At 66.8% G+C, this 15571-nt stretch carries 12 protein-coding genes; 8 read left to right on the forward strand and 4 right to left on the reverse strand.

The genetic code is table 11. The features are described from left to right. The first annotated feature begins 509 nt into the window (after positions 1–509). From M3498_15810 to M3498_15835, 6 genes are all read left to right on the forward strand, one after another. Positions 510–1217, forward strand: coding sequence for an alpha/beta hydrolase (locus M3498_15810; GenBank protein MDQ3460744.1), 708 nt, complete (start codon positions 510–512; stop codon positions 1215–1217). Positions 1218–1290: 73 nt separating this feature from the next. Continuing rightward, positions 1291–2451, forward strand: coding sequence for an ABC transporter substrate-binding protein (locus tag M3498_15815; protein ID MDQ3460745.1), 1161 nt, complete (start codon positions 1291–1293; stop codon positions 2449–2451). A gap of 68 nt (positions 2452–2519) precedes the next feature. Further along, a complete protein-coding gene (locus tag M3498_15820; protein MDQ3460746.1) occupies positions 2520–3437 on the forward strand; it encodes a branched-chain amino acid ABC transporter permease in 918 nt (305 codons plus the stop codon). 10 nt (positions 3438–3447) lie between these two features. Further along, on the forward strand, positions 3448–4416 hold the full coding sequence (locus M3498_15825) for a branched-chain amino acid ABC transporter permease (protein MDQ3460747.1): 969 nt from the start codon (positions 3448–3450) through the stop codon (positions 4414–4416). 124 nt (positions 4417–4540) lie between these two features. Next, a complete protein-coding gene (locus M3498_15830) occupies positions 4541–5230 on the forward strand; it encodes an ABC transporter ATP-binding protein (protein ID MDQ3460748.1) in 690 nt (229 codons plus the stop codon). Beyond that, entirely contained in the window at positions 5230–5931 is a 702-nt protein-coding gene (locus M3498_15835) for an ABC transporter ATP-binding protein (GenBank protein ID MDQ3460749.1), read from the forward strand. Before M3498_15830 ends, M3498_15835 begins: the two co-directional genes overlap by 1 nt. A 199-nt stretch (positions 5932–6130) precedes the next feature. On the opposite strand, the gene M3498_15840 is transcribed toward M3498_15835, so the two are convergent. From M3498_15840 to M3498_15855, 4 genes are read right to left on the reverse strand one after another with little or no spacing between them, the layout of a single operon-like run. Continuing rightward, entirely contained in the window at positions 6131–6502 is a 372-nt protein-coding gene (locus M3498_15840; protein MDQ3460750.1) for a hypothetical protein, read from the reverse strand. Next, positions 6502–7203: a 16S rRNA (uracil(1498)-N(3))-methyltransferase gene (locus tag M3498_15845; protein MDQ3460751.1), complete on the reverse strand. Its 702-nt coding sequence runs from the start codon at positions 7201–7203 to the stop codon at positions 6502–6504. Before M3498_15845 ends, M3498_15840 begins: the two co-directional genes overlap by 1 nt. 24 nt (positions 7204–7227) lie before the next feature. Further along, positions 7228–8001, reverse strand: a complete 774-nt coding sequence (locus tag M3498_15850; GenBank protein ID MDQ3460752.1) for a 50S ribosomal protein L11 methyltransferase — start codon at positions 7999–8001, stop codon at positions 7228–7230. After that, complete coding sequence (locus tag M3498_15855) at positions 7998–9686, reverse strand: glycerol-3-phosphate acyltransferase (GenBank protein MDQ3460753.1); 1689 nt, start codon at positions 9684–9686, stop codon at positions 7998–8000. Before M3498_15855 ends, M3498_15850 begins: the two co-directional genes overlap by 4 nt. 169 nt (positions 9687–9855) lie before the next feature. Between M3498_15855 and dnaB the strand changes: the two genes are divergently transcribed. Further along, positions 9856–13509, forward strand: a complete 3654-nt coding sequence (dnaB, locus tag M3498_15860; GenBank protein ID MDQ3460754.1) for a replicative DNA helicase — start codon at positions 9856–9858, stop codon at positions 13507–13509. 114 nt (positions 13510–13623) lie between these two features. Continuing rightward, entirely contained in the window at positions 13624–15531 is a 1908-nt protein-coding gene (gene ftsH, locus M3498_15865; protein ID MDQ3460755.1) for an ATP-dependent zinc metalloprotease FtsH, read from the forward strand. Positions 15532–15571 lie beyond the last annotated feature (40 nt).

Consider the following 15571-nt stretch of genomic DNA (forward strand, 5'->3'; position numbering starts at 1 on the left):
CCCCGATGCCGCGACCCCCTCCGGTCACGACGGCGTGTTTGTCGGCGAGTTGCGCTTGCGCTCTGTGCATCTTCCAATCCGCAGCGGTGAAATGCTGTTCCAGCATAGCCTCTCAGCCAACTATTTTCAACGTCAAATTTTTATGCCTTGACTTTTTAGGTCCGGATGATAAGCTGAGCTGCAAAGAGCACAAGCTGCGCGTCCTGCGACACTGCCGTCTAGAGGATGCCACCGAGAGGGGAAAGGTCACGTCCGGCAAGCGTCAAACCATTCCGGTTCATGATGGGCATGACGGCCTCGAGCTCGAGAAGGGCACGCCCCTGCTCAGCCGCCACCACCTCGCGGCCCTGCCTCCCGTCCCGCCGACGCGGCGCGTCGCTTACGGTGAGGCGGCGGCGCAGTTCGCCGACCTCTACCTGCCGGGACCTGACGCGGCGAGGCCGCAGTGTAGGGCCACTAGGCCCCCGCTAGTGCGGGTACTACAGTGTAGGGCCACTAGGCCCCCGCTAGTGCGGGTACTACTGCCCGTCGTCATGCTCCTGCACGGCGGCTGCTGGCGCGAGCGCGTCAGCCTCGACTACTTCGGCCAGGCCGCGCAGAGGCTGACGGGGGCGGGTAGCGCGGTGTGGAACGTCGAGTACCGGCGGCTGGGCGGCGGGGGCGGCTGGCCGGCCACCTTGTTGGACGTGGCGGCTGCAACCGAGGCGCTGAGAGCCTTGGCGCCGGAGTACGGCCTCGACCTGGCGCGGCTGCTCGCCGTCGGCCACTCCGCCGGCAGCCAGCTGGCGCTGTGGCTGGCGGGACGGCAGCGGCTGCCCCAGAGCAGCCCGCTCTACCGGCCCGACCCCCTGCTCCTGCGGGGCGTGGTGTCGCTGGCGGGCATCCCCGACCTGGCCGAGGCGGCCGCGCGCGGGCTCTGTCAGGGCGCGCCGCAGGAGCTTCTCGGCGGCGGGCCCGGCGAGCGGCCGGAGCGTTACGCGCAGGCCTCGCCGGCGGCACTGCTTCCTCTCGGTTGCCCACAGGTCTTCATCCACGGCGAGGAGGACGACATCGTTCCCCTCGACTACGTCCAAGCGTATGTGCGCGCCGCGCAGGCGCGGGGCGAGGCCGCGCGCCTCGAGACGCTCCCCGCCACCGGCCACTTCGAGCCCGTGGTGGTCGGCACACCCGCCTGGGAAGTCGTCCAGGAAGAAATCATGAAGGGGCTCGAGCCCTAAAAGAGCTATGCTGACGGTGCGGCATTATAGACTCGCTGGTACGCTCAGCGTGAGCAAAAGAAAGGAAGGTCCCATGCGCGCTTTTAGACTTCTCGTGCTTCTCTTCGGTACCCTCGGCCTGCTCGGCAACGCTCTGGCAGAACCCGTCAGGATCGGCATGGTGACGACGCTGTCGACCGGCGGCGGCTACCTGGGCGACCACGTCCGCAAAGGCTTCGAGCTCGCGGTCGAGATGCGCAGCAGCCCCATCGAGCTCGAGCTCTTCGTCGAGGACGACGCCCAGAACCCCGAGCAGGCGGTGCAGCTCGTCGACCGGCTGGTCGAGCGCGAGGGCGTCAGGATCATGACCGGGGTGATCTTCTCGAACGTCGCCATGGCGACGGTGCCGCGCCTGGTGCGCCGCGGCGTGGTCTACGTGAGCCCCAACGCCGGGCCCTCCGACCTGGCCGGCCGCGGCTGCCACCCCAACTACTTCAACGTCGCCTGGCAAAACGACAACCTCCACGAGGCGATGGGGCAGTACGTAGGGGACGAGGGCTATGACAACGTCTACATCCTCGCGCCCAACTACCCCGCCGGGCAGGACGCGCTCAACGGCTTCAAGCGCTACTACAGCGGCGGACTCGCCGGCGAGGTCTACACCCAGTTCGGCCAGACCGACTATGCCGCCGAGATCTCCGCGCTGCGCGCCGCCCAACCCGACGCGGTGTTCTTCTTCTACCCCGGCGGCATGGGCATCAACTTCGTCCGCCAGTACGCCCAGGCGGGGCTTCTGGGCGAGATCCCGCTCTTCGGCTCGGCCTTTTCCTTCGACGACACCCTGCTCGACGCGGTCGGCGAGGCCGCGGTGGGGACGTTTAACACCTCGCAGTGGTCGCCCGACCTGGACAACCCCGCCAACCAGGCTTTCGTCGCGGCCTACCGGGAGCGCTACGGCGAGTACCCGACGCTCTACTCGAGCCAGGGCTTCGACACCGCCAACCTGATCCTGAGCGCGCTCGAGCAGGTGAACGGCAACATAGACGACACCGAGGCGCTCATCGCGGCGCTCCGCGAGGCCGACTTCGACTCGGTGCGCGGGGCCTTCCGCTTCGGCCCCAACCACCACCCCATCCAGAACATCTACCTGCGCGAGGTCTACGTGGACGAAAACGACAACGTCACCAACCGCCTGGCCGGCACCATCTTCGAAGACCACCAGGACGCCTACGCCGCCGACTGCCAAATGCCCTGAGCTAAGGTTTCAATAAGGCGGTAAAGCCCGAACACCCCGAAAGGGTTCGCGCTTTACCGCCGCTCCCGATGCTTCTCTTCACCGAACAAGTTTTGAACGGCGTCCAATTGGGCGTCACGCTGCTGCTCATGGCGTCGGGCTTGACGCTTATCTTCGGCATCATGAACCTGATCAACTTGGCGCATGGCTCGCTCTATATGACGGGTGCCTTTGTGGCCGCCAGCGTCACCGCCGCGACCGGCAACTTTCTCTGGGGGCTCTTGGCCGGCGTCGCCGCCGCGGGGGTCGTCGGCATGCTGATCGAGTTCACCATCATGCGCCGGCTCTACAGGCGCGACCACTTGGACCAGGTGCTGGCGACCTTCGGGCTGATCCTCTTCTTCAACGAGCTGGTGCGGGTTACCTGGGGCAGGCCGCCGCTGCGGCTCGACGTGCCCCCCTGGCTGGCCGGCTCGGTCGAGTTAATTCCCGGCGTCCCCTACCCCGTCTACCGCCTGGCGGTGATCGCCGTCGGGGCGCTAGTCATGCTGCTCCTCTACGGGCTGGTGCAAAAGACCAAGCTCGGCATGTGGATCCGCGCGGGCGCCAGCAACCGCGAGATGGTAGGCGCCTTGGGCGTCAACATCGCCTCCCTCTACACCGTCGTCTTCGGACTTGGGGCGCTGTTGGCGGGCCTCGCCGGCATCATGGCGGCGCCCTTTACCGCGGTTCAGTCGGGCATGGGCGAGACGATTCTGATCCTCACCTTCGTGGTGATCGTGATCGGCGGCATCGGCTCGATCCGGGGCGCGGTGGTGGGCTCCTTGCTGGTCGGCCTCACCGATACGCTGGGGCGCGTCTACCTGCCTACCCTCTTGAGCGTGGCGCTGTCGCCTTCCGACGCCAACGCCGTCGGCAGCTCGCTCGCCTCGATGTCGATCTACATCCTGATGGCCGTCGTCCTGGCCCTGAAACCCTCGGGCCTGTTCGGAGAGGGCATTAAGTGAGAGCCGGGAGGTGAGACGCCACGGCTTCACCCTCGCCGTCCTCTTGCTGCTCGGCGTCGCGCCTTTAATCGCCGAGGCCGCGGGCGAGCGCTTTCTCGTCTCGGCCTTGGCAAGGGTCGCCATCTACGGCCTCGCCGCCCTGAGCCTCAACTTCATCCTCGGCTACGGCGGGCTCGTCTCCTTTGGCCACGCCGCCTTTTTGGGCGTCGGCGCCTACACCGTGGGCATCCTCTCCTACCACGCCTTCTACGGCGAGCCCGTCCTCGGTTTCACCAGCGAGGCGCTCTTCAACCAGGCGCTCTTCGTCTGGCCGCTCGCCATGTTCGTCTCCGCGCTCTTTGCGCTGCTGATCGGCGTCATCTCGCTGCGCACCAGGGGCGTCTACTTCATCATGATCACGCTGGCCTTTGCCCAGATGCTCTACTTCTTCGCGCTCACCCTGCGGCGCTACGGCGGCGAGGACGGCCTGGCCTTGTGGTGGGGGCCAAACGCCTTTGGCACGCTCGACCTCAGCGACCGCATGCTCTTCTTCTACGTCGCTTACGGCCTGCTGGTGCTGTGGGTCTTTCTCTTTCACCGCATCGTCCACTCGCGCTTCGGGCGGGTCCTGCGCGGCCTCAAAAGCAACGAGCTGCGCATGCGCGCGCTCGGCTACCGGCCGCTGCCCTACCGGCTCGCCGCCTTTTGCATCGCCGGGGCGGTGGGCGGCTTAGCCGGCGCCATGCTCGCCAACCTGAGCGAGTTCGTCAGCCCCGGCGTGATGCACTGGTCGCGCTCGGGCCAGCTCATGGTGATGGTCATCATGGGCGGCATGAACACGCTTGTCGGTCCCGTCGTCGGCGCGGGCGCGTTCTTGCTGATGGAGGAGGCGCTCATCGCCTACACCGAGCACTGGGGGCTCTTCCTGGGGCCGATTCTCATCCTCATCGTGCTCTTCGCCAAGCGCGGCCTGGCCGGGCTGTTCAGCCGAGACGACTGAGATGGTCAAGCCTGAGACGGTCAAAGTTGAGACGGTCAAGCCCGAGACGGTCAAGCCCGAGCGGCTCGAGGGCGAAGGGGCCGTCTTGCAGGCGCTGGGACTGCAAAAGTCCTTCGGGGCGCTGATGGCGACCAGGGACTTGAGCCTGAGGCTCCATCACGGCCGGATCCACGCCTTGATCGGCCCCAACGGCGCGGGCAAGACGACCGCGCTCGCCCAGCTTAGCGGGGAACTCAGGCCCGACCGCGGCCGAGTGCTCGTTGACGGCCAAGACATCACCGGTCTCGACATGGCCCGCCGCGCCAAGCTGGGTATCGCCCGCTCGTTTCAGATCACCGCCGTCTTGGAGGGCTTCACCGCGCTCGAGAACGTCGCCCTGGCGGTGCAGGCCAGGAGTTCTCACCACTTCCGCTTCTGGCGCGACGCCCGCCGCGAGCGGGCGCTGAGCGAGCCGGCGCGGAGGCTGCTGGAGCGCGTCGGCCTCGGCGACAAGGCGGAAACGCCCGCCGCCAGCCTCTCGCACGGCCAAAAGCGGCAGCTCGAAGTCGCCATGGCGCTCGCCACAGAACCCAGGGTGCTCCTCTTGGACGAGCCGATGGCCGGCATGGGCCCAAGCGAGACCGCCGCCATGACCGAGCTCATCCGCGCCGTCAAAGCCGATCACGCCGTCCTCCTGGTCGAGCACGACATGGCCGTGGTCTTCGCCCTGGCCGACGAGGTGAGCGTGCTCGTCTACGGCAGCGTCATCGCCTCCGGCACGCCCCAGGAGGTGCGGGCGAGTCCGGAGGCGCGGCGCGCCTACCTAAAAGGCTGATGCTCGAGCTGAACGGCGTCGAGACCGCCTACGGAAGCTCCCAGGTGCTCTTCGGCGTCAGCCTCACCGTCGGCGAGCGCGAGGTGGTCGGGCTCTTGGGCCGCAACGGCATGGGCAAGACGACGACGGTGAGGGCGATCATGGGCCTGACCCCGCCCAGGGCCGGCAGCATCCTCTTCGCCGGCCGCGCCATTCACAGGGCGCCGCCCTATGTGATCGCGCGCCTCGGCATCGGTCTGGTGCCCGAGGGACGGCAGGTCTTTCCCAACCTTAGCGTCCAGGAGAACCTCGTCGCCACCGCCCGCAACCCCTTCGGGCGCAAGGATCCTTGGACCTTAGGGCGCGTCTACGCGCTCTTCCCCGCCTTGGACGCGAGACGCAGCAACATGGGCAACCAGCTCTCGGGCGGCGAGCAGCAGATGCTGGCCATCGGCCGGGCGCTGCTCACCAACCCCCGGCTGCTCATCCTCGACGAGGCCACCGAAGGCTTGGCGCCGCTCTTGCGCGCCGAGATCTGGCGCAGCATTCGGCTGCTCAAAGAGGGCGGCCAGGCCATTTTAGTCATCGACAGCAACCTGAGGGAACTGCTCAAGGTGACAGACCGCAACACCATCCTCGAGAAGGGCCGCATCGTCTGGACGGGAGATTCAGACGAGCTCGAGGCGCAGCCCGAGCTCAAGACCCGTTACCTGGGCATTTGAACCTCGGTACATTCAGCATCATTCGGTACCGTGTTATGGTCAGCAGTCACGGCAATCGCTCTCTTACCCGGCACCCTTTTACTCACTTTTACGCTGCGGAGAGCACCAAGTCTGGCTATTTTCTTGCCCTGGCGACGCCTGCTGCTCTGGAAGGCCTGAAGGTCACCACAAGCCCGGACCCGTGTGTGCTCGAGCCGCGTCAATCCACCGTCAGCGAAAACTGCCGCGCCACCGCCGAATCGAAGGAGACGACCACCCGCCAGAGGCCGGGGACGAGTTCAACCTCTCCGGGCAGGAAAACAATGCGCTCCTCGCCCGCCTGCTCGATCCAGATGGACTCCGAAACCTGCAGGCGGTTTGGCCCGAACCACTGCAGGGCGAGCCAGCCGGGCTCGGGCACCTCGCTCAGGCTCAGCCGGAGCACCAGCCGCCCGTCCTCGGCGGCGAGGCCCCCAGAGCCCCGCAGCTCGAGCACCGGCTCCCAGACCTGGGCCTCGGGGATGAGCGGGATATAGGCGAGCGAGCAGGCGGGCAAGAGCAGCAGGGTGAGCGCGAGCATGAGGGTTTTCATCAACGTGCCTCCGGCAGGAGCAGGGCGGAGAGCAGCGCGACCGGCGCGGTCTCCGCCCGCAGGATTCGGGGTCCCAGCCTAACGGGACGAAAGCCCTCTTGGGTGAGAAGCTCGAGCTCGGCTCCCGTGAGCCCGCCCTCGGGGCCGGTCAGGACCAGGAGCGGGCCGGCCCCTGGCAACGCCAGCTCGGTGAGGCTGGTTGCGGCGCGTGGGTCGGCCACCAGCGCTTCCTCGCCTCGCAGCTCCTCCAGCGCGACCAGCTCCGTCACCTCCGGGACGACCGCCCGCCCCGACTGCTTGCCCGCCTCCTGGGCAACCCGCCGCCAGCGCCTGAGCTTGTTCGCCGAGAGCACCCTCACGTCGCAGCGGGAGGTGAGGACGGGGATGAAGCGCGCGGCGCCCAGTTCGGTGCCGTGCCGCACCACGTCGCTCATCTTGTCGCCCTTTAAGAGCGCCACCGCCAAGGTGACCTCGAGGGGCGACTCGCGCGTCGTTTCGACGGGAGCCTCGAGCTCGAGCGCCACCGCGACCTCGGCTATGCTCATGACGCGGCCGTCCGCCTCCACGCCCTCGCCGTCGAAGGCCCTGACGGCGTCACCCGGCCGCAGCCGCAGGACCCGGCTCAGGTGATGCGCGTCCGGGCCGACGAGGAGCCGCTCGCCCGCTGCCAACTCGGGCAGGTAGACCCGCCGGACTCTCACGGTGCGACCCTCACGGCAGCACCCTCACGGTCTCGCCGTCACCAGCGCCCAGCCGTCTTGGGGTTCACTCGCCACCTCGGAAAAGTGCTCACCGAGGGCGTTCAAGACGAGTCCCAGGCGCGCCTCCAAGATGCCCGTCGCCAGCAGCACGCCTCCGGGGCGCAGGACCCGGCGGTAGTCGGGCGCCAACTCGGCGTGCAGCTCGGCGAAGAGGTTGGCGACGACCACATCCGCGGAGGCGTCCGCCACCCCGCTGTCCAACACCCCCTCGCGGAAACGCGCGGCCGAGCGGTTGAGCGCGCGGTTGCTCCTGGCGACCGACACCGTGGCCGGGTCGATGTCGATGCCAAGCGCGTCCTCAGCGCCCAACAGGTCGGCGGCGATAGCCAAGATGCCCGAGCCCGAGCCCACATCGAGAACGGCCTTGCCGGCGAGCTCGAGGGCTTCGAGCGCCCTCAGGGCGAGCTGCGTGGTGAGGTGGTGGCCGGTGCCGAAGGCCATGCCGGGGTCGAGCCGGAGCAGGCGCTCGCCCGGCCCCGCTTCTACCAGACAGTGGGTCGGCGAGACCAGCAGGCGGCCGCTGCGCAGGGGCTTCAGCTCGGCATAGTACTTCGCCAGCCAGTCCACCTCGTCCACGCCCCGCCACTCGCCCGCCAGGGGCAACTCGACCTGCTCGTCGAAGTAGGCGATGACGGCGCCGTCCCTCTCCTCGAGGCCGCGGCAGCCCGCCTCCCAGAGCAGCAGGGTCTCGGCGTCGCGGCTCTCGAAGCTGCCCGGCAGGTGAAAGGCCGCTCTCACGCCACCTCCGAGAGGACCGCCACCCGCTCGTCCCAGGTCACGATCTCAAAGCCCAAGCGCTTGCCCTCCCGCAGATAGAACCCCAGGTTGGCCGTTTTGGTGACGGGCCCCAGCGACTTGCGGCCAAACTCCCTGGTGGCCGTCATGATCATGGTCTCGGCCATGCAGGCTGGGATCAAACCGTCGCCAAAGTGCAAGTCGAACTCGCTCTTCATGCTGCCCGGCGGCCTGACCACACCGCCCGGGATCACCTGGACGCCCGGCACCTCCAGAACGCTGCTGTCCACGTCGGCCGGCCTTCCCAGGTCGAAGACCCAGGCGCCGGGCTTGACGTGCTCGGCGTAGAGCACCGGGTCCGGGTCGGAGGTGGCGGTAAAGACCAGATCGCAGGCGGCGCAGTCGGCTACGCTGGCGCTCGTCTTGACGGTGGTCGTCGGGTGCTTTTTACGCAGGGTGGCGGCGCTGCGCTCCAGGCGGGCCAGATCACGGCCTACCAAGACCAGTTCGGCGACCTCGGCGGCGAGAACCCGCGCCACCCCAAAGGCGACCACGCCGCCGGCACCGACCACCGCGGCACTGGCGCGCTTCAAGGAGCCGCCCTGCGCCCTAAAGCGCCGGAGCAGCTCGGGCACGGCCGCCTTGACCGAGGCCGCGGTGTAGGCGCCGCCGTTGGTGATGTGGATCTGCGGCACGGCGTCCTGCACGTCCTGGCCCTTGTTGCCGACGGTGGACCAAAAGGCGCCCAGGCCAAAGGCCTCCGCGCCCAGCTCATAGGCCAAGCGCGCACCCTGAATGGCCATGGCCGTGGCCTGCTCGGGACGCGCCCGAATCTGGTCGGGCAGCATTGGGCCGGAGATGATCAGCACGCAGAGTTCGCGGCCGTCGGCGAGTTCGATGCCGCGCAGCTTGGCGTGGGCCAGGGGCCGCATGCGCGGCAAGAACCAGCGGATGACGCCCTCGCTCAGGAGCCCGCGCTCGTAGAGCGGCCCCATCCAGCGCAGGCTGCCGGGCTGCCAGACGTCCTTTAGGGCGAGCGCGTGAATCATAAAGGCAGCGTAGACCACCCTGGGGTCGCGGCCGCGCACGGGCGGGCTGTCGCCGAGCCTGGGCTCGGTGCCGTCGACGATGCGCGCCAGGCCGACCTTGTGGCGCCACAGCGCCAAGCCGAAGAGCAGGCCCGTCGCCCACATCGCCCCCAGAGGCTGGCCGCTCAGGGCCATCAGCAGGGGCAAGGCCAGCAGGCTCGTCAGCGTCGCCAAGGTCACGAAGCCGGTATAGGCCAGCAGGGCCGAGTAGAGAAGCACGGGCGCGACCACCACGAAGAGCGGCACCCCGGAAAAGGCCCAGAGGCCCGCCAGGACGCCGAGGATGACGCCGTTGCCGCGCCCGCGCGGCAGCGAGCTCTGGTCGATGAGCGGCAGCGGCAAGAGGTGCCCGGCGTAGACGCCCAAAGCCGCCCAGGGACTGCCCAAAAAGAGCGCCACCGCGCCAAAGGCCTTGAGGATGTCGAGGGCAAAGGAGGCAAAGGCGACGGGGGCGCCGACAAAGCGCAGGAGGTTTTCGACACCCAGGTTGTGCGCGTTCATGTCGCGCGCGTCGTAGCCCGTCATCCACTTGACGAGGCGGCTGCCCAGGGGCAGCGAGCCGATCAGATAGGCGGCGATGAGGGCGGCGAGGTCGAGCATCAGCCGCCATTCTACAGGCTGCGACATCCCCGCGTAGTCACCCGGCCCGCGTAGTCGCTGGCGGCGTCGCGCCTGGGCGCTCCACTCCAGGCGCCGGGTTTTTCACTTCCGCCCAGCCCTAACGCCCAGCCCTAATCCCCGGTGAAAGCCACAAGGATAGAATACTCTCGTGGAAAGCAGGATGCCCCCCCAGAACCTCGAGGCCGAAGAGAGCGTGCTCGGCAGCGTCTTACTCGACAACGACGTCTACGCCCAGATCGAAGGCAGGCTCACCGCCGCGCAGTTCTACAAGGAGAGCCACCGCAAGATCTTCAGGGCGATGGAGCGGCTCGCGCGCCGCGCCGAGCCCATCGACCTGGTCACCCTGACCGAGGAACTGAGACAGACAGGCGAGCTCGAGGGGGTCGGCAGCGTGCCTTACCTGATCGGCCTGGCCGACAGTGTACCGACCGCCGCCTACGCCGAAAACTACGCCAAGATCGTCGCCGAAAAGGCCACCCTGCGCGACCTGATTTCGACCAGCGGCGAGATCATGCAGACCGCCTACGACCAGGCCCAGCCGCTCGAGCAGATTCTCGACAAGGCCGAGTCGCGCATCTTCGAGCTCGCCACCAGCAAGCGCAAGCACGCCTTTTTGGGCATGGGCAGCCTGGTCAGCGACACCTTTGCCTACATCAACGAGCTCTTCGGCAACGACGACCCGGTCTCGGGTCTGCGCACGGGCTTTAAGGAACTCGACTCGATTACCGCCGGTCTGCAGCCGAGCTCCCTGAACGTCTTGGCGGCGCGGCCGTCGATGGGCAAGTGTCTCGGCAAGGGCACGAAAGTCGTTATGTATGGCGGCATGCTCAAGCCCGTCGAGGAACTCGAGATAGGCGACCTCCTGCTGGGGCCCGACTCGAGCCCGCGCCAAGTGCTCTCGCTGGCCCGCGGCCGGGAGATGATGTACTGGGTCAGACAGCGCCACGGAATCGACTACCGCGTCAATGCCAGCCATATCGTCTCCTTGAAGCGTAGCCGCAACCCGGACAAGGGCGAGGTCGTGAACCTTTCGGTCAGGGAGTGGCTGGCGCGGAGCCCGAAATTCCAGAACACCTTCAAGGGATACAAGGTGGGCGTCGAGTTCCCCGAAACGCCCACCACCGTAGAGCCCTACTTTTTGGGTCTGTGGTTGGGGGACGGCGCCACCTGCAAGGTGAGGGTTGCCGCCGCCGACCAGGAGATCGTCAGCTATCTCTACGATTACGCCGCCCGCCTGGACATGATCGTCAGCGTCGACGCCCAAGGCGGCCACTGTCCCAGCTACGCGATTACCAGGGGCTGCCGCGGAGGTGCTGCTGCCGATAGGGAGGCATCGCTTCAGGGCCAACTAGCGGCTCTGGGCGTCCTCGGCGATAAGCACATTCCCAAAAGCTATCTGCTCACCTCGCGGCCTCGACGACTCGAGCTCTTAGCCGGCCTCATCGACGCCGACGGGCATTATTTAGCCAATCAAAACGGTTCCTACGAAATCACCACGAAGCGCGAGAACCTGGCGAGGCAGATCAAATACCTCTGCGACACACTCGGCTACCGCACCTCGCTGACGAGCAGGAGGGCGAGCCTGAAGCGCGAGGACGGCACGGTGTACCACTGCGAGGTCTACCGGGTGCGCTTCAACGGCGACGTGCACCTCATCCCGGTGCGCGTACCGCGCAAGAGGGCCAAGCCGTGGTCGCACCTCCGTGACTGGCAGGTGACCGGGGTTACCGTCGAAGCCGATAGCATCGACGACTACTACGGCTTTACCCTCTCGGGCGACGGCTTATTTCTGTTGGAGGACATGACCGTTACCCATAACACCGCCTTTGCCCTTACCATCGGCCAGAACGCCGCCCTGCGCTCGGGCCAGACCATCGGCATCTTTTCTTTGGAAATGTCGGGTGTCCAGCTCGTCACCCGCATGCTTTGTTCTGAGGCGCGCGTCGATATGAGCCGGGTGCGCAACGGCCAGCTCTCGGACCGCGACTTCCAGCGCCTCGCCGACACCGCCGGCAAGATGGCCGAGGCCAAGATCTTCATCGATGACGCTGCCGACATGAGCATCATGGAACTCCGCAGCCGCGCGCGCCGGCTGATGGCCGAGCACAGCCTCGGGCTCATCATCATCGACTACCTGCAACTGATGAGCGCGGGCGGGCGCGGCGGCTTCGGCGAGAACCGCCAGCAGGAGATCTCCACCATCTCACGCGGGCTCAAGGCCCTGGCGCGCGAGCTCGACATCCCGGTCCTGGTCCTGTCGCAGCTTTCACGCGCGGTCGAGAGCCGCCCCAACAAGCGGCCCATGCTCTCGGACCTGCGCGAGTGCGTGACCGGCGACACGCTGGTGGTGCTCGCCGACGGCCGCCGCCTGCCCATCCGCAAGCTCGTGGGCACCACGCCCGACGTCGTCGCCGTAACCCTCGAGGGAGGTCTGGTGAGCGCGCGCAGCGACAAGGTCTGGCGGGTCGGCGAGCGACCGGTCTTCGCCCTGCGGCTGGCCAGCGGCCGGGTGATTCGCGCCACCGCCAAGCACCGCCTGCTGAGCTTCGACGGCTGGCGGCGCGTCGCCGAACTGAAGGTGGGCGAGCGCCTGGCCTTGGCGCGGCAACTGCCCGAACCGGAGCAAGCTTTGTGCTGGCCCGACAGCCAGGTCAGGCTGCTCGGCCAGCTCATCGGCGACGGCAGCTACCTTAGCGGGCAGCCGCTGCGCTACAGCACCAACTCCGAGGAGAACAGCCAGGTAGTTCAGCGCGCGGCCGAAGAGGCCTTTGGCGCAAGGGTCAGCAGGTACCCGGGCCGCAACAACTGGCATCAGCTCCTCATCAGCGGCAACGGCAACCGCTGGCGACCGCAGGGCGTGGGCAAGTGGCTAAAGGAGTTGGCTATCTTCAACCAGCGCTCGTTTGAAAAGCGCGTTCCCACCGAGGCGTTCCGCCTCGGCAACAGGCAGATCGCCCTGCTCTTGCGCCACCTCTGGGCAACCGACGGCTGCATTCACACCCGAAAAGCCGGTCAGCGAGGTAGTCACAAGATCTATTATGGAACAAGCAGCCCTGGGTTGGCAGCCGACGTTGCCGCGCTGCTTTTGCGGCTCGGTATCGTGGCGCGCACCAAGCGTGTGGAGAAGGTTGGCTACAAGCCCAATTACCACGTCAATGTCTCGGGGCTCTCCAGCCAGCAAATGTTCTTAATACTCGTTGGAGGCTTTGGCCCTCGGCAGGAACAGGCGGAAAAGCTGACCCAGGCACTGGCAATCATGAAGGCAAACACCAACGTAGATACCTTACCCAAAGTAGATACCTTACCCAAAGAGGTCTTTGATCGCGTCAAACAGCTCATGCGCGAGCAAGGCATCTCTCAGCGCCGGATGGCGCTCTTGCGCGGCAAAAGTTATGGGGGCAATTCACATTTCCAATTCGGGCCCTCGAGAGCCATGCTGGCAACTTACCTCGCTGTCCTCGACGACCAGACCCTGCGCAACCTGTGCGAGAATGACCTCTTCTGGGATCGCATCGTCTCCATCGAGCCTGCGGGCGTGGAAGAGGTGTATGATCTGACCGTACCCGGACCCGCTTCGTGGCTCGCGGATGGTCTTGTCAGTCACAACTCTGGGGCTATTGAGCAGGACGCAGATCTGGTCATGTTTATCTACCGCGACGAGTACTACGACCAGCAGTCCGAAAAGCAGGGCGTCGCCGAGATCATCATCGGCAAGCAGCGCAACGGACCCGTCGGCACCGTCGAGCTCCAGTTCCACAACGCCCACGTGCGCTTCAACGACCTGGCCAAGACCAGCCCCTAGCGGCGGGGTCGGGATTCAGGGATCGGGCTGGGGTAGTCTAAGCGGCCCCGACTCCGAAGCCTGCTTTTAAGGTTTGGCTCACATAGTTTTGCTCCTGAAGCTGTACACTTAGGCATGGGAAAATTTCCGCTCCGCGGGCTGCTTATCGCCGTGGTCATCCTTGGCGTGGTGGTGTTCATCGCCTCTCAAAGCGGCGCGCGCGTCGACGACAGCGCCATCAGGTTCAGCGACTTCCATCAGCGGCTGGAAGCGGGTGAGGTCAGGGAGATCCGCGTGCAGGACCGCGACATCCAGGGCAAGCTCGTCGGCGGCGAGACGTTCAGCACCAGGTCGTCCGAGCCCCTCACCAACGCCGAGCTCAACGCCTTTAGGCGCGACTACGGCGTCGACTACGAGGTGGCGCCGAGCCGCTTCGACTGGCGCTCGGTGCTGGTCCCGGGCGTCATGATCGTCCTCATGGTCGCCTTTTTGTGGTACCTCATGCGCGGCTCGAGAACGGGCGGCAACGACGGCGCCATGAGCTTCGGCAAGTCCAAGGCGCGCATGGTCACCGAGGAGACCTCGCACACGCTCTTTCGCGACGTGGCCGGCGTCGACGAGGCCAAGCAGGACCTCTGGGAGGTCGTCGAGTTCTTAAAGAACCCCGGCAAGTTCCACGAGCTGGGCGCGCGCATCCCCCACGGCGTGTTGATGGTGGGGCCGCCCGGCTCGGGCAAGACTCACCTGGCCAAGGCGGTGGCGGGCGAGGCCAAGGTGCCCTTCTTCAGCATATCCGGCTCGGACTTCGTCGAGATGTTCGTGGGCGTGGGCGCGGCCAGAGTCCGCGACCTCTTCGAACAGGCCAAGAAGAACGCGCCCTGCATCGTCTTCATCGACGAGATCGACGCCGTCGGCAGACGCCGCGGCATGGGCTTAAACGGCGGCAACGACGAGCGCGAACAGACCCTGAACGCGCTCCTGGTCGAGATGGACGGCTTCGAGTCCAAGCACGACGTAATAATCATCTCGGCGACCAACCGGCCCGACGTCTTGGACCCCGCGCTGCTCCGGCCCGGCCGCTTTGACCGCCAGGTGGTGGTGGACGCGCCCGACGTCAAGGGCCGCGAGGAGATCTTGCGCATCCACTCGCGCTCGAAGCCGCTCGCCAAGACGGTCAGCTTAAAGACCATCGCCAGGCGCACGCCGGGCTTCGTGGGGGCCGACTTGGAGAACCTGCTCAACGAGGCCGCCCTGGTCACGGCGCGCAGCGGCCGCAAGGAGATCACCCCGCACGACTTAGACGAGGCCGCCGACCGGGTGGTGATGGGGCCTGAGCGGCGCAGCCGGGTCATCTCGCCCAAGGAGCGCGGCATCGTCGCCTACCACGAGGCCGGTCACGCCCTGGCCGCGCACTTTTTGGAGCACGCCGACCCCGTCCACAAGATCACCGTCGTGCCCAGGGGACGGGCGGGCGGCTACATGCTGTCGCTGGCCGAGGAGGACCGCAACTACATCACCCGCAACATGCTCTTAGACAAGATCGCCGTGGCGCTGGCGGGCCGCGCGGCCGAGGAGATCGTCTTCAACGACGTGACCACCGGGGCGCAGAGCGACTTCCAGCAGGCCACCAACCTGGCTAGGCGTATGGTGACGAGCTGGGGCATGAGCGAGGCGGTCGGCCGGGTGGCGCTCACCTCCAGCAGCGAGTCCTACCTGGGCGATTATGAGAGCGCGCGCAGCTACAGCGAGGAGACGGCGCGGCTCATCGACGACGAGGTCAAGGCCATCTTGGAGAGCCAGTACAAGCGCGTGTTGAACCTCCTGCAGGAACGCAAGGAGGCGCTCGAGGCCGTCGTCAGGGTATTGATGGAGCGCGAGACGCTCCACGCCGACGAGTTCGCCCTGGTCATGCGCGGTGAAAGCCTGCCCGAGCTCGAGGCAGGGGCGCGTGAGGGCGCCCCCGTGAGCGCGCCCGCGCCCAAACCCGAAGGCAAGCCGACGAGCCCCGTCCTGCCGCCGACGATGATGCCCAAGCCGGGCTAGGGCAGGAAACGTAGCAGTTAGTTGGCCTTAAGGCTTGACC

It is taken from the genome of Deinococcota bacterium, assembly GCA_030858465.1.
Lineage (GTDB): Bacteria > Deinococcota > Deinococci > Deinococcales > Trueperaceae > JALZLY01.

What these genes read in the sequence shown, in the direction of transcription:
- M3498_15815 (MDQ3460745.1), top strand. Translation starts at nt 1,291, where the DNA reads ATGCGCGCTTTTAGACTTCTCGTGCTTCTCTTCGGTACCCTCGGCCTG.
- M3498_15840 (MDQ3460750.1), bottom strand. Translation starts at nt 6,502, where the DNA reads ATGAAAACCCTCATGCTCGCGCTCACCCTGCTGCTCTTGCCCGCCTGC.
- M3498_15820 (MDQ3460746.1), top strand. Translation starts at nt 2,520, where the DNA reads ATGCTTCTCTTCACCGAACAAGTTTTGAACGGCGTCCAATTGGGCGTC.
- M3498_15830 (MDQ3460748.1), top strand. Translation starts at nt 4,541, where the DNA reads ATGGCGACCAGGGACTTGAGCCTGAGGCTCCATCACGGCCGGATCCAC.
- M3498_15835 (MDQ3460749.1), top strand. Translation starts at nt 5,230, where the DNA reads ATGCTCGAGCTGAACGGCGTCGAGACCGCCTACGGAAGCTCCCAGGTG.
- ftsH (MDQ3460755.1), top strand. Translation starts at nt 13,624, where the DNA reads ATGGGAAAATTTCCGCTCCGCGGGCTGCTTATCGCCGTGGTCATCCTT.
- M3498_15855 (MDQ3460753.1), bottom strand. Translation starts at nt 9,686, where the DNA reads ATGCTCGACCTCGCCGCCCTCATCGCCGCCTATCTGATCGGCTCGCTG.